We start from the raw sequence: 18,311 nt of genomic DNA, 5'->3' as shown, positions 1-18,311 counted from the left end.
ACGGGTGGGAAGGGGGAATGACCAGTCCCGAACGCCATGTCGAAGATTTCCAACCGGCTCAACCCGCAGGCCAGATCATCGTGCCGTCTTCTCCTGAACAACTGGAACCAACGTAATCTTGTTTCCAAAATCACGGACCAATGCATCTATCAGAAATGCCCGGTGATCCGCTCCGACGACAAACACCACGCGGGTCTCTGGGGACTTCCGATCCAGCAGGGATTTGATCACCCGCGAGGCGTTGCGGGCAATTTGCCGATCTCGCTCGGCGTAGAATGCGCTCAGTGGCGCAAGTGGTGTGTCCCTAAGCTCCACGGACAGGGCGTGATAATACTCTCGCGTTGCCTTATCGTAGCGCCCATCGTTGAGCGATGCAGCCGTTGCGGACTGAATAATCTGCTGCTGCTGCCTCTGGGCGGCCTCGACTTGCGGCGACCGAAGATCCGGCCGCTTGCTGAGATCGCGCTGCAAGCGCTTGATCTCGCTCTGCTCGCGCCAATAGTCCACCGGAATCGCTCGACCCTCTAGATCGTGTCCGAGCCAGTCTAGCCCGGTCGCGCCCGATCCATAATCTCGCGCCAATTCTCGCATCTCCAGCGGATAATTGGCCGCAAGATAGTTTGCGTCGCGATGCATATCTTCGTCGCGGATCTCAACTCCGACCGCATCTGGAGCGAATGCGCGGACAATCGTGTAGAGATCGTCATACGAATAGCGCGGGTTATCGGCATGGGCCGAATGCAAGGTCGCTATCACCATCACGTTGATGGGAGGCTGAGCGTCTGCGCCTGTGCGTCCGCTGGCCGACATGCAGCCGGAAAGCATGGCCATCGCGGCAAAGCATGCCAGCGCAATCGTGAGGATCCGGCAGTTTGACATCGCGTTCATACGCACTTTCCTCGCGCAATGCAGGCATGGAGCGCCGGGCAGACCTTGCCCAATCTGGGACATCACCTCGGCTGGAGCCATACGCGGCGCTTGGGAAAATCGGTAACGATGATGAACTCGCGGAGCAAACTGACACCCACATTGGCATGAACGCGGGCATCAGCGGAGACCTGCGCCCGGACATTGCGGAAGGTTTTTCCGGCAATCGTCAACTCCGGCACATAGACCACTGGCCGCGATACCGCTCCGCCGATGCCGCCCCCTTCCTCCGTGCCGACGGGCGTAAGCGCCAGCTGGGAGGCTAGCGTGGAAGAGATCAGCAGGTCCGAGCCGTTGCCGAGATCGAAATCGGCCGCCTGTTCCCCGGCGGCTCCAAACCCGACCTTGATGGTCTCGATCCCGTGCGCAGCCGTAAGATCAAGCATGATACCTTCCGGCACGGCAACGTCGTCCAGCCATTCTATCCGCCGGCCTTCGATATCGACGAGGACCCGATTGGCATCGAACAGCTCGCGCCCAAGGATCATGGGAAGCGGGGCGTTCAGAAGACGCGCGCCCACGTCCGACAAGTCCATGATGGCAGCCGTCGAGATCAGCAGGTCGCGACCCAGTGCCGTGACGCTGATATTGTTAACGAGTTCGGCGCGGGTGGTGCTTGCGCCGGTTCCTCTTGCCTCGACTGCGGCACCCTTGCCGAGCCGCAAGTGCCGGGCGGTAGAGGTGTCGAAAATCGTCACCTCAGCACCGCTGTCGACCAGCGCCTGAACCGGCTCACCGTGGACTTCGACAGATAGGAAAAGGCGATCGCCCCGGACTTCGAGGTCTTCGGCGTGCAGGGGAACTGCGAAAAGCGCGGCAAACGCCGCAATCAGATAACGTGACATCCCGCAATCATGCATGGTGTGTTAGTAAGTTGGCACACGTTCTCGACCGATGAACAAGCGGCACTGACAAACTGCTCTCGCTCGGCGTCGCACTGGCTTGTATTTCCACCTCCTTGCTACTGCCGAGCCACGAACCGCTTTCAGGATGACAATATTGGGTTCGATCCCCGAATGGCAGGAATTTTCAGAAGGGAGCGCAAGCTGCCATGTCGCTTCCGGGAAGTGGATGGCACGAGGTTGGCGGGATGCGGGTGGACAATTGCCAAGCATAACGTTTCATTCAGCTGATGCCGGCCTTGGGCGGCACCTTCCCTATCGGCTGTTACCAAGATAACTGAAAGCGCCCTCCCACGCGCCAAAGCCGAGCAATATCCGGCCTGCCATCATCGCCATCAGCAATCCCAGCAGGAACACCCAGACCAGCATGATGCCGGTCGTGATGCGCCAGCTTTTCGGCGGCAGGCCCTGAAACAGAAATGTCGCGATGCCCGCGACATTCACGCACACCAGATTGATGGTGAACAGGAACATCGCACTTGCACCCGCAGAGAGGTATCCTGCGCCGGTATAGATGCCCGCTGCGGTCAGCGGCGGCACCAGCGCAACCGCGATCATCACGCCCACTAGCGCAAGCGATGCGCCGCGACTGAACGCCAGCACCCCGGCCGCGCCGCACGCAAGCGCAAGCGCAATATCGGCCGGCTGAACCAGCGTGCGGTTTCGCAATTCAGAGGTGGACGGTTCAATCGTCAATATCATGCCGATCACCATGCCCGCCACGATTGCTAGCGCACAACCCAGCGCCAGTGTCGCAAACGCCTGCCGGCCCAACTTCCAGTCACCCACCGTCGCCGCCAGTGCCAATCCCATTGTAGGGCCAAGCAGGGGCGCGATAATCATTGCGCCAATCACCACAGCAACCTGCCCGCTGCGCATTCCAAGTCCGGCAATGATCGCCGACAAGGTCACCGTCAGCACAAAGGAAGGGCGGACGTGCAAGCTTTCTGCAATGTCATCGTAAAGCTCATCAGTGCTCAGTCGATCGCGGCTGAAGAAGCGCTCCAGCCATGTGGGCGGCGCCAAATCGCTCGTCAGCGGCAGTTCGGTTGCCGGGCTTTCCTCAATTGCAGGCAACACGGCTTCCAACTGCGCAACATGGGCCGTGAAGGAAGGCACAGCGGCAAACGCATCCTCCAGATCGATCAACAGACGTTCAGTGTAGCGCTGCTGGACGATGCAGGTGTATTTCTCCTGCGCGCCCGGAAGGGTTTCGCGCCAGAACCGTCGCGTATGACGCGGTAAAATTGTTTCCAGCTGCGCGATCTGATCTTCCGGCAGATATATTTGGACAAGCCTAGCTGACATTGATCCCTCCACCCCGATATGATCGATTGCCCTTGATGTAAGGGAACCTGACCATTCGAACCAGTGCGGTGGCCGTCCCGGCCTTGTGGCAAGGTGATATTGATTTGGAAGGGTGATGGTGAAAACCAGCTTTGGTCTCAACATCGAGCTTTTCAGCCCATCAATAGGCCCCATGGTCCATCGACCACGACGGGGTCGCTAGCTGCCAGACCGCTTTTGGCAAAAAGATCTTCGAAGCTGCCCGGCAGGTTTTGTGATAGCGCTGGCGGGCCGGAAGTGACTGATGATGGATGGAAAATCGAAATCCCGCCGCCCGCGAAGTCGATGCTGGTCAGTTAACCTCCTCGCTCCACGTCTAGCCCTGATGTCCAGCGCCGGGTCGCAAAGATCCCAAATAGCAGCGTAAGCAGCCCTAGGTTGAGCGCAGCATGCCAATAATCCTTAAGGGAGCCGCCCATCTGGTTCAGGCCTACCATCAGTTCCAATCCGGATGTCGTCGGAAACAACCGCGCAAGTGCCACCAGCACCGTTGGCGTCGCTTCGGCTGGCCACGAAAGACCGGCGAGAAAAAAGAGGGGCAAGGAGATTGGCAGCACCAGTTGCAGTGGGCGTTCGCGCGTAGGAAAAATGCTGGCCAGCGCGAGTGCTGCCGCAACCGTGGCGGCCACGAACAAGATCGCCCCGATTGCGACATCCAGTAAAGGTGCTGCCGCGCGCGGATAGTCGTGCCACCAGAACACCATGCCGACAAACCAACCCACATCAAGTAGTCCGATGAAGCTCGCCGCCAGCGCGATACCCGCCAACTGCCGCCGCGTCAGCCGCAGGTCGGGGCCAATGCGTTCGCGCGCGGTGCCTGCCAGCAGGGCAAGTCCGAGCAACAGGCTCTGGTGGATGATGACGAAGGCCACACCGGGAAACACCGCTGCCCCATATCCTTCGCGCGTATTGAACAGCGGCCTTGGTTGCAGCGCCAGCGCGGGCGGTGCCGGCGGTCCGGCGGCACGGGCCTGTTCGCGGGCTGCCTCACGGCCCGTCCGGCCGAGCGCGACGCCGATCCCGGTTAACGCGCTGGAGGCCCGCAGCAGGTATGCCCCATGCCCGATCAGCACCACGGTGCCAGTCTTGCCGCTGGCGATATCCCCCCCGAAGCTTTCGGGAATGATGAGCGCAGCCACGGCCTGCCCATCGGCCATCCAGCTTTCGGCAGCGGCGATATCGGGCAGGCTGGCGACAAGTTCGGTCTGTTGCGCGGCGCCGACCCGAATGACGAGATCGCGGCTGGCCGCGCTGCGATCCTGATCGACCACCACCACCGGGGCCCGCACCACGACTTCGCCGGTGTAGGCGCTGGGATAGAAGCCAGCATAGATTAAAGGCGCGGCAAACAGCAGCAGGGCAGCGGCGCGATCGGTCATGATCGCAGCAAAGAGCGCCCGGAAAGCTGCCCACATCAGCGCCGTCCCCAACTGTCTGGGTCGCGCGCCGCGCGTAAATACAGGATCGCGCCAGGAACGGCCGTTACGAGAGCGATGCCCAGCATCGCCAGCAGCGGCGCAGCCACCGCCATCGCGCTGCCTTCGGCAATCCAGGTTCGTGCCAGCAATCGAGCGAAATGCGTATAGGGCAATGCACCCGCCCAGACCCTCGCGAAGGCGCTGGCCTGTTCCAGCGGGAAGATCGCCCCTGCAAAGGCAAAGGATGCGCCGGCATAAAGCCCTGTGATTGACAGCGACTGGCTGAGTGTGCGGGTCGCCCCTAGAAGAAGCACCGCCACCCCGAGATAGGCAAGATACATCGCCGCATATCCGGCCATGAAAAGCGTGAACGATCCGGCGAATTGCCAGCCGCGCACGCCCGAAAGCCAGAACGTCGCGAGCAGACCCCAGCCCATAAACACAGCCAAATAAGGCGCGGCCTTGCCCGCCAGCGCGGCGACGCCGGGGGACCATTCGCGGATACTGCCGTCGCGCAACTCGCGTCCGAACGCTGAAACGACAGCCAGCATGAACAGCAGATGCAGCAGCGCCGGGTGCAGCAGGCTCACCAACTGCAATTCCTGACTGGCGGGCGCGTTCCAGGCAATTGCCGTCACTGCGCGCACAGGCGCCGGGCGCACACTTCCGGGTGCGGCAATGGCAGCAATCCATTCCGTCGCCAGTCGTGCATTGGCAGCATCGACGATTGCACCGGCCTCGCGCTGAACGGCCGCCGCAGCGGCGGGATAGCTCGCATTGAAATACAGGATCAGCGGAGCCTCCCCGCGCAGGGCGCGCTGCGCTGTATCGGGCGGCACCAGCAATGCGGCCTGCGCGCGCTTGGCGCGGATCATCTCTTCGGCTGCGGCGAGATCGGGCACCCTTCCTGCCAGCGCAAGGCCGGGCGCAGCCTCGATCCGGATCGCCAGATCGCGGCCGATCATAGTCTTATCCTGATCGATCAGCAGCACCGGAAGATCGCGGATCACGCCGTCCGAAAGTTGCCACGCGATCGCGCCGCACAGAAGCAGGGGTAGCCATGTCAGCAGGGCCAAATCCCAAGGGCTGCGCGCCAGAAACCGCCATTCGCGCGCCATGCTCGCCCGGAACGCAGCAGGGCGGGTCATTGTGGCCAGTCGAACAGCACCGACATCCCCGGTCGCAGCCCCGCGACGGGCTTGACGGGCCTGAGCCGCACCTCGAAGCCCTTGACGTCGAAGCCTTCCGATTGCCGCGTGGCCCGCCAGGTCGCATAATCGCCCGCAGGAGCGATGAAGCTGACCTTGAACCGGCTTGCTTTGCCGCCGAGCGCGGGGATGATCCCGGTGAATTCGGCACCCATCTTCGCGTCCTGCATCTGGCCTTCGCGCAAAGTCACCGTCACCCACGGGGACTGCGTCTCAGTGAGCAGCAGCACCGGATAGCCCGCGCCGACGATTTCACCCGGTTGCGCGAGGCGGCGACCGACTTCCCCGTTGGCAGGTGCGACAATTCGGGTCTCGGCGCTGGCGGCCGCGACTTCGGCGGCTGCACCGCGGGCTTGATCGGCCTGAGCGACCGCGGCCCGCCGGTCCTCGACGCGCGCGCCTGAGCGGGCGGTATCATATTGCGACCGCGCCGCGCGCTCCGTCTGTTCGGCGGCTAGCATGTTGGTGCGGGCCTCGTCGCGCTTCTGCCCGGCGATCACCCCTTCATTGGCGAGACGGTTAATCCGTTCAAAGGTCACGCGTGCTAGATCGGCCGCTGCCGCCGCCCGTCGCCACTGTGCTTCGGTCGCGGCGATATCGGTCGCGCGCGCACCGGTGCGGGCTTTGTCGGCCTGCGATTCGGCCGCCTCCACCGCCGCTGCGACCTGCCTTTCCTTGGCATCGACTTCCGGACTGTCGATCCGGGCAAGCAATTGGCCGGCGACCACCGCCTCGCCTTCATCTACCAGCACTTCGGCCAGTCGCCCTGTGACCTTGCTGGCGACGCGGTATTCGCGCGCATCGACAATTCCTTGCACCTGCCCTTCTTGCGGGCTCCATGCCAGCCAGAGACCGAAGGCGACAATCACGACCGCCAGCGCCCCGAGCGCGGCGCCCCACCCCCGGCTGAGCGATCGCGTTTCCGGCTGGGGCTGTGTTTCAGTCGCTGCCATGCTGTTCCTGTTCCTGTGCTGGGCGCGGCAGAAAATCGGGCAGGCGATCGACCTGGCCGCTGACCTGCAAAAGCGACACCAGCGCCTCGAGATATTCGTGCGCCGCCCGTGCTTGTTCGACGCGCACCCGCCCCGCAGCAAGCTGCGCGTCGGTGACATCGCGGCTGGTGCCTTGCAGTTCGCGGAACGAAAGGTCGGCGACGCGCAGGGATTCGTCCGCAGCAGCAATCGTGCGGCCATAGAGCGCATGGCGTTGCCGGGCCGAAAGCGCCTGCGCATGGGCGATCCGAACCCCGGTTTCAATCTGGACCTCCGCCTCGCGCACCCCGGCCTCGGCCTGATCCTGTGTCGAACGCGCTGCGCTGACGGCGGACCGCCGCCCCATGCCCGAGGCGATCTTGTATTTGACCCCGACCCCGAAGATGAAATCGGGATCGGTTACCAGAGTGTCTTCCCGGTCGAGATTATACTGGGCCAGCGCATAGACATCCGGCCGCAGCGCCGCCTTTTCCGCCGCGACCCCGGCGCCTGCCAGCTTCACATTGGCCTCAAGCCGGTTGAGGCCCGGGTGATTTTCCATTGCAGCGAAAAGGAAGTCATCAAGCGGCGGCAGCGGCACGTCGGGAACCGCAAGCGGGGTGGTCGGCTGCACGGGCGCCGGAGCGCGCAGCAGGCCCGCGAGCGCGATCTCGGTGGAGGCCAGATCAGCCTTGGCTTTCTCCGCCTCGCGCAACGCCTCCTCCAGAGCAGCTTCGGCCTGGAGCCGCTGGGCGGGTGCAATCTGCTGTTCGCGTTCGAGAGCGCGCGCGGCGCTCACGTGTTCTCGGATGCCGGCGACCACATCCTGCCGGATTTCCAGCGCCTGCGAAGCCAATTGTCGCCCGAAATAGGTATTGGCCAATTGCGCCAGACCCTGTTCCGACGCCTCGTTGCGATTGGCTTCCTCAATCGCAAGGCGGCTCGCCGCGCTGGCGCGGGCGGCATCCATCTTCCCACCCGCATAGATCGGCATCGTGGCGGTGACGATCGGACGGGACACAAAGCGGCGGATGCGGAAGCGCAGCGGATCGGCAATGCCGAATGCATTGGCCACCGGTTCGAGCGATCCGAGCGGCAAAACCAGCGTCTTCTGGAAATCCAGCACCTGTGCTTCGACGTCGACTTCGGGCCGGCCCAGCGTGCGGGTAGATTCCCGCCGCGCCTCGGCTGCCTGCACTGCGAAATTGGCCGCGTCGATTGCATCTGATCGGTCGAGAAACCGCGCCTGCGCCTCAGCATAGCTGAGCGCCAATCCGTTTTCCTGCGCAGCAACGGTGCCGACGGAACCAACGACCAAGACCGCGACCAGCCACACGCTGAGCATCCTTGCCGCATTTGGCATTCGCATCTCCATCGCCGGCAAGCATGTCAGTTGCGTCATCTGGCAGCCTCCGCGCTATCCGTCTGGCGGACCGAACCACATGAACGCGCTAGCCATAGTTCGGCCGAAAAACCTCAACGCATTGGCGCCCCCGTTGTGCCACGGGGCTGAGCAATCGGCAATCCCGCCGATCCGCTTGGCGCGCATATCCTATCTGTTGAATACCAGCGCGTGGATGACCCGGAACCCCGTCATGGCCGCGCGCGCCTGGATGAACGGCGGCATTGGGGTCGAAACCTGAATGGCAGGAAATCGCCGCAATTGTGAAAAATCTGCCTTCCAGGTTTTGACCCAATTGCCGACTCTACGGTCTGATGCCATTTACTTCGAGAGGGTCATGGTCGGTGGGGGTAGAATTGGTATTTGAACGTCTCATCGCCCTGACTGAGCGGCACGAACGGCTAATATCTTTAATCGGCGCTGGTTGGTTCGCGTGCGGATGTGCGGTCTATGCCAAATTCATCATGCTGCCGGACTTGCCGTTCCTGACCGACGAGGTCGTTCTGTATTCCGGCGCTGCCTACAATGCGCTATGGTTCGGCTTCGGGCGGCCAGCAGCCGAGCGGCACAAGAAGTTGAAGGCTAATCCCGAATAACCGCTTTCAACCCACACCTGTCATTCGCGGCTGCCTGATTGATCGCCCGCTTCTGCTCGAAGCCGCCAAGCCGCTTTTGTTACTCGCTCTCGATCTGCCCGCGTCGTTCCAGTCGGCGGGCGATCAGCCAGAACATCAGCGCCCAAGATGCACCCACCGTCCATCCGGCGAGCACGTCGGAGGGCCAGTGAACTCCGAGATAGACACGGCTGATGCCGACCGCGAGCGTCAGAAGCACCGCAAGCACCAGAAAGTATGACTTGAGCGCCCTGTTGGGCTGGACCCGCACCAACAGCGCAGCCAACGTCAGGTAGGTCACCGCCGCGAGCATCGAATGGCCGCTCGGGAAGCTCGATGTGTAAACGATCGATCCGTGCGGGACGAGGTCGGGACGCGGCCGATCGAAACCCTGCTTGAGCAGCGTGCTCACGAGCAGGCCGCTGCCCACAGCCGCCAGCATCAGCCACATAGCGCGGCGCTTGCCGTTGAGCAGGAAGTAGCCTGCCACAGCAAGTGTCAGGAGGGTTAGGACCCCGACTCCGCCCAACGCGGTGAAGTCGCGACCAACCTCCTCTATCCAGCCCGGCCCGATCGGGTCGGAGATGTCCTCCGGGTTCCGCAGCGCCAGGAGCAGGCGGGTATCGAGTGCGTGGCTTTCGCCCTCAAGCACCGCTTCGGCAAGTTCGATAAAACCCCAGATGGCCGCTGCGATCGCGGCAAGTCCCGCGAGCGTCCAGAACTGGAACCGTTCGCGCCAGACAAGGAAATGATTGCTACCTGTTTGCACCGGCACATCAACGCGCCCCTCGCCCGGCTTGTTCCACGATCCTCAGTTCGGAGGTGAATGTGCGTGGGAAGAATGCCGTCCACATCACGCAGATCCACAGCTGCTCTCACGCGAGGGAGAATGAACGAAAGCAGAGACTGACGGCGTCTGCGAGCGGGACGGATCGGTGAAGGTTGATCTTTCCGATAGCGCCTTCGCTAGGCCCGCGGGTGACGATTTGGCGGCATAGCAAGCGTCAGCTTTTGTCGCACTATGGATTTGTCAACGGCGACTGCAACTGGGTGGGGAGCAGACGTGCCCGAAATTTACGCGGCGACATAAATCAGTCCAAGGCCAGCAAGCGCTGAAAATGGCGCAACTGCTCGAACAGCGGCGGGTGCAAGGCGGTCGGCCCACCAGCATGCGTAGTCAGCGTGCCAGCGGAGCGGAAGGACAAGCAGAACCAGCGAAGAGAGCACGATGAACCATCCTGCGACCTCAAATGTCTGCGGCAACTTTGACGCGGGAGCACGTAGAAGCAGTGCCAGCCCCCCGCTGAGGCGAAGCCCCTGCTCGAAATTGTTGATCGTTCGAGTTGATGCCGTGAGGCTTAGCACATGCAGGGTACGCTCCGGCCGCAAAGCCATGAAGGCTCCCGTGCCAATCAACCACAACCCAGCCGCTACGCTGCCGACCAAGCCTAACAGTTCCATCAATGAACTATGCCATCGGCGTGAATGTCTGCACAGGGGTCGCTTTCAGAATGTCGGCTGCTGGCGAAAAACCCCTTGAAGCTGCCCGGCGGCTTTCGGGTCTGCCCACCGACCCCGCTCATGACCGGGGTTGGGTGGACTTCGGAATGGCAGCAGTCGAAGCCTGAATCAGGCGAGCGCATCTTTCTGACGGAGAAGGCGTGACCAACACCAGCACACAACCCAGCCGACAGAAGTCCAAAGCACTGCATCTTGCGCTCCCTCAACTCCCCAAACGAAAGAGCAGAAGCCGAACGCCAAAGTCGCGCCAATGAACATTGGATAAATCACTTCAAGCCGTTCGACTAATGACATATTTGGCTCCCCGCTTCCTGGTCGATGGTGTCCAGATTAGCTTGGATAAGCAATGTCTTCAACGGGGTCGATTTCAGAGTTTCAACCTCCCGCGAAAAGGCGGGTGAAGCTGCCCGGCAGATTTCAGGATCGCGGAGGGTGGTTGGGCATGACCACAGCGGCCTAGGAATTGGACATCGGCTGCCGCTGCCTTATTGTGGATCACCCTCGTCACTGTGTCGCAGGAGAGCGCAATGGTGGAGCAAAAAACGAAGCCTGACGGGTCGAGTGTGGAAGAGTTTCTCGGCAGCGTGCAGGACGACGCACGGCGCATCGATGCTGAGCGGGTCTGCACAATGATGAAGCGCGTGACAAAGGAGGAGCCACGGATGTGGGGCGCCTCGATGGTCGGTTTCGGCAGCTATCGATACAAGTATGAGAGCGGGCGCGAAGGCGAGTGGTTCATTACCGGGTTTTCGCCGAGAGCGACCGCGTTGACGCTTTACATTATGGGCGGCTTTCCCCGCCATCAGCCGCTGATGGATAGGCTCGGAAAGCACAAAACCGGCAAGTCGTGCCTCTACGTGAAACGGCTCTCCGATGTGGACGAAGAGGTTCTCGAAGAGCTTGTTCGAGAATCTGTGGCATATATGCGCGAGGCATATCCGGCGCCGTGATCTCTTCGCGAGATCCTCCGAAGGTCACGGCCGATGGTGGATTGCTGCCGTCAGCCGCGGACCGCCTCAACCCAATTTATCCGGGTAATCAGCTCGTTCTTCCCATAAGCCATCATTCGCGTCCCTTCTGCAATTTCCGATCCAGAACGGCGGGCGCCTCATTCCTCGTCGAGCAGCTCCGCCGCATAAGGAGGCGTGCGCCAAGCTGTCGCTATGTTGGTGGTCTGGGTCATCAGGCCAATCATGAAATAGCCAAGCGGTAGCCATTCCTTTGCACTTTGGGGAAACCACATCCCGTAATCAGCAAAGATTCCCAATAGTAAGCACCAGATGGCCGCCAGAAGGCTGGTCGTGTAGCCGCCAACGGCCGCCGCTTCGGTCGCGAGAGCGCGTTCCCGTTCGTCTAGCGGCTCGTTGCCGCCGTGCTTGGCCCTGACGATCAATGTGTGGGTGGTCGACCAAACCATTGCCGCGAACACCAGCTGTTGCCCGGCCTTCACCCCGTTTGCCACCGCGACCAGTCCGGCGATGGCAACCAGCACGAGGAAGGCGTTGACAATGATCGACATCAACGGCCCCGTCAGCGCCAGATTGCGCGGCCGCTTGAGTAGCTGCCTGATCCGCTCTGCGGTTTCGTTCTTGCCGTAAGCCATCATTCGCGCCCTTTCTGCAATGCCTGCGAGAGCGAGGGGAACGGTTCGAATGAAAACAGCAGTTCCACAGACACGCCGAACACTTCGGCAATCGACAGCGCCAGTTCAAGGCTGGGCTTGTAGTCGCCGCGTTCGAGGAAGCCGATGGTCTGGGGATTGACCCCCACGGCATCGGCTAGCTCTCGGCGGGTCATCCCCGCATCGGCCCGAAACATGGCGATTCGATTGTGAATTTCCCTCGTCATGATGACGACATGCATGAAATGTTGCGTTAACACAACAAAAAAGTGGGAAAGTGAATGTTGCTTTAGCAATACCGGTATGTCCAAGCGTGCCGTTTCTTCGGGCGGCACGTGGGCCAGATCGTGCGTAGTCCCTGCAAACGGACGGGCGTCCATCTTGGGGTCGTTTCCTGCCTGTCAGCTTTTCGTCTCATTGCCGCGATAGCAGCCTCTCGGCTTTCGGGATTTGCCGATGCGCTCGCGAGCGGCAGCATGTGGGTGGAAAATCGAAAGACTGCTTTCGGGAGGTGCGAACTGCCTGACTCACGCTCGTCGCATAAACCGGGATCGCATGCATGGCATCTATTTCGTGCTCCGTCCGGCATTACAGCCGGGAGCGCCTTGCCCACCGAATACCGAACCCTTTCAAAAATTCACGACGTCACCGCCGACCAAATCAGTCCTTGCGATTTTGCCGGACCAGTTCGGCAAGGGCGATGCTCGTCCCAGCAATGCCCTTGCGTGCATGGTCCGCCCCAACCGACATGGCGGTCGCGGCAGCTTCAGCAAACAGTCGTCCGCCGACCGAGATCACCGTCGGATGCTGGGGGGACACAAGGCGGCTTTGTTCGATTGTGCTGCGCAACTGGGCAATCGCATGGTGGCGCGGCAAGGCATCGGATAGACCGATATCGACCGCATGGGGGTGCTGCGCGCTCATCTGATTGCTGAGCGCTTCTTCGCTCTGAGGGAATGCAAGATCGACCTGCCATCCGGCGGCAAGAAACTGGTCGGCCAGCAGCGTGGTGCCCAGCATGTGCTTTTCGCCCGGCGCGGTTGCCAGCAGGATCCGGTAGCGACTGTTGCGGATCGTTTGCGGCGACGTGTTGTAACGCACCGCGTGGCCGGCAAGCTGCAACATGCTGAGCGCGATCGTCAGGTCGAGCTCGCTGCATCGATCGTCCAGCCAAGCATTGCCCAGCGACCGCGCGGCCGGTTCAATCAGCAATGTCAAAATGGCATCGTTGGTCCAGCCTTGATCGGCAAGGGATGCTATCACGGCATTGAGGGCAAGATCATCGGCGTTGAGCGCCAGTTCCACCAGCCCCGCAATTTGCTCAGCCATGGCCGGAGGAATGGTTGATGTGTCAGCGGCTTTCAGCAGCCTGTCGCCGTTCCGACGGTCGAGCAACATATTCCAGTCGGAAAACAGCCGGGCCGTAACCATATGCTCGCTGAGTAATTCGATCTGACTGTGGCGCCCATCCCGCTTGATGGCGGACCACAATGTCTCCAGTGCTGCAGGCGGTCCTTCGAGGGTCTGCAAGAAGCATCCTTCCTCGAACAGCAGCATGCCGGTCACGTCGAGGCTGCGATTACGCGCCCGCGCTTTGGACGCCAGCAGATCAAGATCGCCGGGACGCGGCGCGGCGGTAGCGACGCTCTTGTAGGTCAGGCAGCTGATCCAATCCGCTGCACCCTGTTTGCTCTTGGCCCCTTGCGCCAACATATCGTCATCCCTTCAAGGGACGAGGACAAGCGGCAATCAAGGAGAAGCATAGCCTCGCCAAGCGGTCCGGCAGACGATCCCCATCCGCCAAAAATGTGTTCGCCCGACCATAATCCGGTATCGAATTGGCCGCAGCGTAGCTGATATCCGACGCCTTTAAGGCGACAGAATGCAAATTCAATCCCGATCGGCAGGACTGCGCCAATTTCGGATAAGCGTCCACTTGGGCAGATGAGCGACGCTCGAACCCGGATGCATTCTGGCAGAAGGAGGCCGGACCCTGCCACGATAGGTTTGCCGAGCCTTGGCTACAGCTATCAACACCAATACCTCGCCACCGCTGAGTTGCGTCTGCAACAGGCGGCGTGAGGCTGTCGGTCTATTGCGATTGGCTGTTGGCGCCAGTGGCTTAAGAGGTGCCTCAAGTCTCGGCGGCCGTCTCCTCTTCATACTGGGACATGACCCACGAACCAACCGTCGAGCCGATCACATTCTCGATGGTGGCTGCGTCTTCAAGCCGCGACCTGAAGGCGAATTCCAGCTTCTGCCTTCCAAGTTCGGTCGTCTTGATCGACACAGCGACAGCCTCGGCGCGTTCGGGTTCTTCGGTGCTGAGCCGTGAAGCGCTTTTGTCGTAAGCCAAGCAGGCCGTTGACTGGATCTCCTCCAGTCGAGAGAAGAGGTTCAGCTTCGTCTCGAAAACGAGGTAGAACACATGCTCGGGAAGGGAACCTGCCCTCGCTACGATCCGCACGGGGGTTGAAAACAGCAGGCTGTGCGGCACCACCGCGGTCTGCTTGAGCGGCCGGATCGAATCTTCGCGGCGGTCAATCTCCCTCAGACGCGAGGCGAGCAGGTTGATGTCGAGCACCTCGCCGCGATATTCGCCGATCTCGATTATGTCGCCGATGGTATAGGCGCGGTTGAAGGTGCGAAACGCAGACCCCGAAAGGCAAAGGATCAGCTCCTTGGTCGCAACAACGACCGCCACGGCCACCGCTGTTAGTGAGAGCGCGAAGGTTCGCAGCTGCGGCGCCCAAATCATCAGCAGCCCCACCATCGCGACGAGCAGCAGCGCATTGCGCATATTGGCGCTCCACCGGCGCGCAGCCTGAGGGGGTAGATCGGCACGAGCCTTCAACGCGCGCCGCGTAATCCACCCCACGAGCATTAGAGCCGAAAGCAGTGCAATCGAAGCGAGCAGGTCGGGAAGCGAAGATTGAGCGGAAAGCGGAAAGGTCATGCGAAAGCCTTTAAATGGCTCGGCGGCTGGGCGCCAGATGTGCCGTTTACGCGCACCTTGCCGCCGCACCAGCGCGCGGCTCCGCGAGCTTCACTCAGACTTCGGTTCGCAACAGCGCCATTGGGCGCAAGACCTGACGGCGTTGCAGTCCGCCTGCCAGCGCTCCGGTGGTCACCCCCATCGTGCTGATGAACACGGCGATCTTCAGCAGGTCGGCAATTCCCGCCTGCTCATTGCTTAGGGTCGGCCACGTCGAGATGAGATCTGATGGAAAAACCCAGAGCTCGATCGCCAAGGCCGGCGCGGCCACCATGACGAACAGGCCGACGATCGCCAGCAGCAGCGAAAGGAAGATCACCAAGTTCGCCATTGCGAGATGCTTGGGAGCGATGTGGCTTTCTTTTCGTAGGAGGAATTTGCCTCAGGTCGACTTTGACTGCCTTGACGCTCTTGCCTTTCTCGGTGCACGCAGGCGAGCGGGAAGCAGTGTGATCGGAAAAGGTTCGAGGTGTTCGGTTACGTTAGGGATCGCTTTGGCAGCCTTCCGCAGCAATGCCATATGCGCCTTCGAATAGCGCCCCTCGGTTTCGCTCGAAAGCTTGTGCCCTGCGAAGTCTGCCCTCAATTCAGGCATCACTTCGGCCCCTTTCATTGCGTTTATGACCGTGTGTCTGAAGGAGTGGGTGGCCTGGCCCGCTTTCAAGAATGGCAGCGCGTCTGCGATTTTGGTCCAGATAGTCTTGTAGTAACCATCCCCCATGGTGCCCTTTCCGCTTTCCGCGGCGAGTTCGGGGAACAACAGGGTTTCGCCGGCTGCGTGCAATGCAGTCACGTAATCCGGCAGCCCAAGGCGGATCAGCTCGCTCGCGAATGGCAATTTGCGGGCCGATGTAATCGTCTTGAGGCGCCGGATTTTCGTAGGGCGAATGTCGAATTGCCAATGCCCATCAACGACTTCGATATCATCGAGCAGGAGGCCGCAAATCTCCTCCCGCCGCATTCCGGTATACCAGCCGATCAGGGGCACGAAATACCAAGCACTATGGACGAGCAAACTCCCCGGCTGCATACGGCGAGCCAAGGATTTTGACCCAGTCCACGGCGGAAGGCTGAACAGTATCCTACCCTGTTCTTCGGTGTAAGCGTCGCGCTGGTCACGGGCATTGCGATCATCGTTCTCTATGAACGCGCTATAGTCGAGCGGGCTCAGAGGATGGTGCTTGATGAACCAAGTGGTGAGCTGGCGCAGGAAGCCCCAGTGGCGGTTCGTCGTGCTGAGACCGAGACCGAGCTGATCCTTGGTTAGCGCGCCGGCAGGCATCTCGACAGTCCCGCCTTTGTCCTTACGCCTCGCAGCCTTGGCAATGGCCTCTTCACCCTGCCGAACGCGTTCGCCGGTTTCCTCCACGATTTGCCAAATCGTCATTTCCCGATGCTTGGGCGATTTGCGGAACGAGGGACCATGCAGCGCCTCAAAGCAGTTATTGAGCTGGACGAAATGATCATGGGTGACGGTGGCCAAGGGCTGGCCGTGCATGACTTGCTCGAGCAGCAGAGCTGGCAGCCTGAATTGCTCCCGTGTCTTGTTCGTCCAGGGTTCCCCGCTCTTCCGGCGGGATTTGCCATCCTTCCCACCGGTGCGCGGATTATGCTCGAAGAATTTTTCGACCGCTGCGGTCGGCGCCATCGTCGCCCAAGGCCCAGCAACGGTCGGTGCAGCCGGTGCTGGTGCTATATGCGGTGCCGACGCATTCAACGGGGGCTGCGCCGGCTGCTCATACCCCGCCACAGGGACAGGGGCGTAGGCGGCACCGGGATTGCTCAAAACCTGCCTAAACTCCCGAATGGCCTCGATCCGCGCCTGATTTACGACTTTGCGGGCCATTGCCTCGCGCAGGGCAGATTGTTCGACGCCGATTTCAGCGAGACGAGCGATTGCCGCCTCCTCGGCCCCGTCCTGCGCGATTGAGACGGCCAAGTCCGACCATGCCATGACCACGATTGGCTCATCGTCGGCCTCCGGATCAATTCTGGCGACCAGGAAATCCTCCACTTTGCCTTTGCTTGCTCCATCCATCGCCGCCAACTCGCTGGCACCCAGACGCAGCGAGAGCGCATTGTCGATGTCGTCATGATCCTCTGGCGGCAGGAGATGAAGTTGCGCATGCATGACCTCGAGCCGGTCGCGCTCGACCAGCATCTGCCGGCGAAAGATTTCCGCCCGCTGCGTAGCGGTCAGTCCATCAGCGGCAATCTTGGCGATCATGTTCATGGCAAGCCGTTCGCAAATCAGGGTCATGGCCGGCGCCAGCAGAGTGGCCCGCTTCCGGCTGGTGGTTCTGAGCGAGAAGCGTAACCGAAAAGGCTTATCGGGACCTAAACGTATGAGTCTGCGAAAATAATATGTCCCGTGCTTGCGGGTAACGTTCTGAATGCCGCACATGGGGCTGGTCTCCTGCCGTGGCACCCTGCCGTGGCACCCTATTGTGGTGCTTTGGGCGGATGAGATTGCAAGAAGCTCGTTATTTCAGATGCTTGGATCATTCCTGGCTGGGGATCCTGCCACCCCAGCCATCTTTGCTTCCGACAATTGCAATGCCTTGCCCGGAACCGAAGGGTTTGCGGCTCGACAACGCTCAGCGCTTCAAGCAGTGGCGACCTTATGTGGTCCTTCTCCCGTTCCCAAACCCCAGTCTGGCCTGTTCTGGCCTGGAGTTGCGCGGCACTGGCCGGGTTCGTGGCACCTGCTCTGGCCATGCTGCAGTTGGCGGATGCTGCCGCTCCCGCTCCACTCGTCGCGGTTGTTGGCCCGGTCTTGGCGGTAGGCCTGATGGGTGTTGCGATGATCGCAGCCGCCGCAGCCGGGCGCATGTGGATCGGCGTGGCGCTGGCGCTGCTGGCCGGATTTGGCCTGTTGATATTGGCGCGAGCACTGGGCTTGCCGCCCCTGCCGCATCCGCTTTCGACCGGATTTGCCGTTGTCATCGCCAGCATCAGCTTTGCCGTAAGGGGCGCGTTGTTTGCCAAAAGCGCGTCCGACAAGGGCTGGTTGATCGCCGTGTCCGTCGTTGCCGGCGAAACCGCTATCCTGTTTACAGCTGCAGCCATGCCCGAGGCGCTACCCGATTGGCTGCTGGCGCTGTTGCCGGCGCAATGGGCCAGCACGGCGATCCAGACAGCAATCAGCGGCTCCGGCACACAAGCGGCAATCTGGCCCCTGTTCGCTCTTGCCGGCACGGCGGCGGCGACGCTGGTCGTGGTCCGGCTATGGCCACGTCGCTGGCCCTACCTGATCATGTTCAGCGCGTGGCTCGCGCTCTCGGCGCTCGTATGGCACCAGCCCGGCGCGTCTAGTCCCGATGCCGCCCCTGCTTTCGCTGCGGACGGAGTGCTGCTTGAAGGCAAATCACTAAACTGAGTATTT

General features: G+C 61.4%; 18 protein-coding genes. 3 read left to right on the top strand and 15 right to left on the bottom strand.

Features of this window, described 5'->3' with window-relative positions; translation table 11 throughout:
* Positions 1-75: 75 nt before the first annotated feature.
* From Q0L48_RS10585 to Q0L48_RS10555, 7 genes are all read right to left on the bottom strand, one after another.
* Positions 76-888 (bottom strand): hypothetical protein, encoded by an 813-nt coding sequence (locus Q0L48_RS10585; RefSeq protein WP_296720677.1) that lies wholly within the window; start codon positions 886-888, stop codon positions 76-78.
* A 62-nt stretch (positions 889-950) separates the two neighbouring features.
* Entirely contained in the window at positions 951-1,787 is an 837-nt protein-coding gene (locus Q0L48_RS10580; protein WP_296720675.1) for an aspartyl protease family protein, read from the bottom strand.
* A gap of 297 nt (positions 1,788-2,084) precedes the next feature.
* On the bottom strand, positions 2,085-3,311 hold the full coding sequence (locus Q0L48_RS10575; protein ID WP_296720673.1) for a TIGR00341 family protein: 1,227 nt from the start codon (positions 3,309-3,311) through the stop codon (positions 2,085-2,087).
* 161 nt (positions 3,312-3,472) lie between these two features.
* On the bottom strand, positions 3,473-4,591 hold the full coding sequence (locus tag Q0L48_RS10570; protein ID WP_296720671.1) for an ABC transporter permease: 1,119 nt from the start codon (positions 4,589-4,591) through the stop codon (positions 3,473-3,475).
* On the bottom strand, positions 4,591-5,742 hold the full coding sequence (locus Q0L48_RS10565; RefSeq protein WP_296720668.1) for an ABC transporter permease: 1,152 nt from the start codon (positions 5,740-5,742) through the stop codon (positions 4,591-4,593). Before Q0L48_RS10565 ends, Q0L48_RS10570 begins: the two co-directional genes overlap by 1 nt.
* Complete coding sequence (locus tag Q0L48_RS10560; protein ID WP_296720665.1) at positions 5,739-6,755, bottom strand: HlyD family secretion protein; 1,017 nt, start codon at positions 6,753-6,755, stop codon at positions 5,739-5,741. The genes Q0L48_RS10565 and Q0L48_RS10560 overlap by 4 nt, the downstream gene beginning before the upstream one ends.
* Positions 6,742-8,136, bottom strand: coding sequence for a TolC family protein (locus Q0L48_RS10555; RefSeq protein ID WP_296720662.1), 1,395 nt, complete (start codon positions 8,134-8,136; stop codon positions 6,742-6,744). Before Q0L48_RS10555 ends, Q0L48_RS10560 begins: the two co-directional genes overlap by 14 nt.
* A gap of 395 nt (positions 8,137-8,531) precedes the next feature.
* Here Q0L48_RS10555 and Q0L48_RS10550 point away from each other — a divergent pair, with 395 nt between their 5' ends.
* Positions 8,532-8,771, top strand: a complete 240-nt coding sequence (locus tag Q0L48_RS10550; RefSeq protein WP_296720660.1) for a hypothetical protein — start codon at positions 8,532-8,534, stop codon at positions 8,769-8,771.
* Between the two features lie 79 nt (positions 8,772-8,850).
* Here Q0L48_RS10550 and Q0L48_RS10545 read toward each other — a convergent pair whose 3' ends face one another.
* Positions 8,851-9,564, bottom strand: a complete 714-nt coding sequence (locus Q0L48_RS10545; protein WP_296720657.1) for a phosphatase PAP2 family protein — start codon at positions 9,562-9,564, stop codon at positions 8,851-8,853.
* A 299-nt stretch (positions 9,565-9,863) separates the two neighbouring features.
* The gene (locus Q0L48_RS10540; RefSeq protein ID WP_296720654.1) at positions 9,864-10,250 is read right to left on the bottom strand and encodes a hypothetical protein; all 387 of its coding nucleotides are present in this window, start codon (positions 10,248-10,250) and stop codon (positions 9,864-9,866) included.
* 587 nt (positions 10,251-10,837) lie between these two features.
* Between Q0L48_RS10540 and Q0L48_RS10535 the strand changes: the two genes are divergently transcribed.
* Positions 10,838-11,260, top strand: coding sequence for a DUF1801 domain-containing protein (locus Q0L48_RS10535; protein ID WP_296720651.1), 423 nt, complete (start codon positions 10,838-10,840; stop codon positions 11,258-11,260).
* A 158-nt stretch (positions 11,261-11,418) separates the two neighbouring features.
* Here Q0L48_RS10535 and Q0L48_RS10530 read toward each other — a convergent pair whose 3' ends face one another.
* The 6 genes from Q0L48_RS10530 to Q0L48_RS10505 form a co-directional block, all read right to left on the bottom strand.
* Positions 11,419-11,913: a hypothetical protein gene (locus tag Q0L48_RS10530; RefSeq protein WP_296720649.1), complete on the bottom strand. Its 495-nt coding sequence runs from the start codon at positions 11,911-11,913 to the stop codon at positions 11,419-11,421.
* Positions 11,913-12,311, bottom strand: coding sequence for a helix-turn-helix transcriptional regulator (locus Q0L48_RS10525; RefSeq protein ID WP_296720648.1), 399 nt, complete (start codon positions 12,309-12,311; stop codon positions 11,913-11,915). Before Q0L48_RS10525 ends, Q0L48_RS10530 begins: the two co-directional genes overlap by 1 nt.
* A gap of 280 nt (positions 12,312-12,591) precedes the next feature.
* Entirely contained in the window at positions 12,592-13,641 is a 1,050-nt protein-coding gene (locus tag Q0L48_RS10520; RefSeq protein ID WP_296720645.1) for a BLUF domain-containing protein, read from the bottom strand.
* Positions 13,642-14,065: 424 nt separating this feature from the next.
* Positions 14,066-14,887, bottom strand: a complete 822-nt coding sequence (locus Q0L48_RS10515) for a mechanosensitive ion channel domain-containing protein (protein WP_296720642.1) — start codon at positions 14,885-14,887, stop codon at positions 14,066-14,068.
* Between the two features lie 94 nt (positions 14,888-14,981).
* Positions 14,982-15,257: a hypothetical protein gene (locus tag Q0L48_RS10510; protein WP_296720639.1), complete on the bottom strand. Its 276-nt coding sequence runs from the start codon at positions 15,255-15,257 to the stop codon at positions 14,982-14,984.
* Positions 15,258-15,308: 51 nt separating this feature from the next.
* The gene (locus tag Q0L48_RS10505; RefSeq protein WP_296720637.1) at positions 15,309-17,186 is read right to left on the bottom strand and encodes a site-specific integrase; all 1,878 of its coding nucleotides are present in this window, start codon (positions 17,184-17,186) and stop codon (positions 15,309-15,311) included.
* A 438-nt stretch (positions 17,187-17,624) separates the two neighbouring features.
* On the opposite strand from Q0L48_RS10505, the gene Q0L48_RS10500 reads away from it, so the two are divergent.
* Positions 17,625-18,305: a hypothetical protein gene (locus Q0L48_RS10500; RefSeq protein WP_296720635.1), complete on the top strand. Its 681-nt coding sequence runs from the start codon at positions 17,625-17,627 to the stop codon at positions 18,303-18,305.
* Positions 18,306-18,311 lie beyond the last annotated feature (6 nt).

Origin of the sequence: Erythrobacter sp., assembly GCF_024305245.1 — a bacterium.
Lineage (GTDB): Bacteria > Pseudomonadota > Alphaproteobacteria > Sphingomonadales > Sphingomonadaceae > Erythrobacter.
Note: the sequence above shows the minus strand (reverse complement) of the source record. Positions and strands in the feature narration are given on the sequence as shown.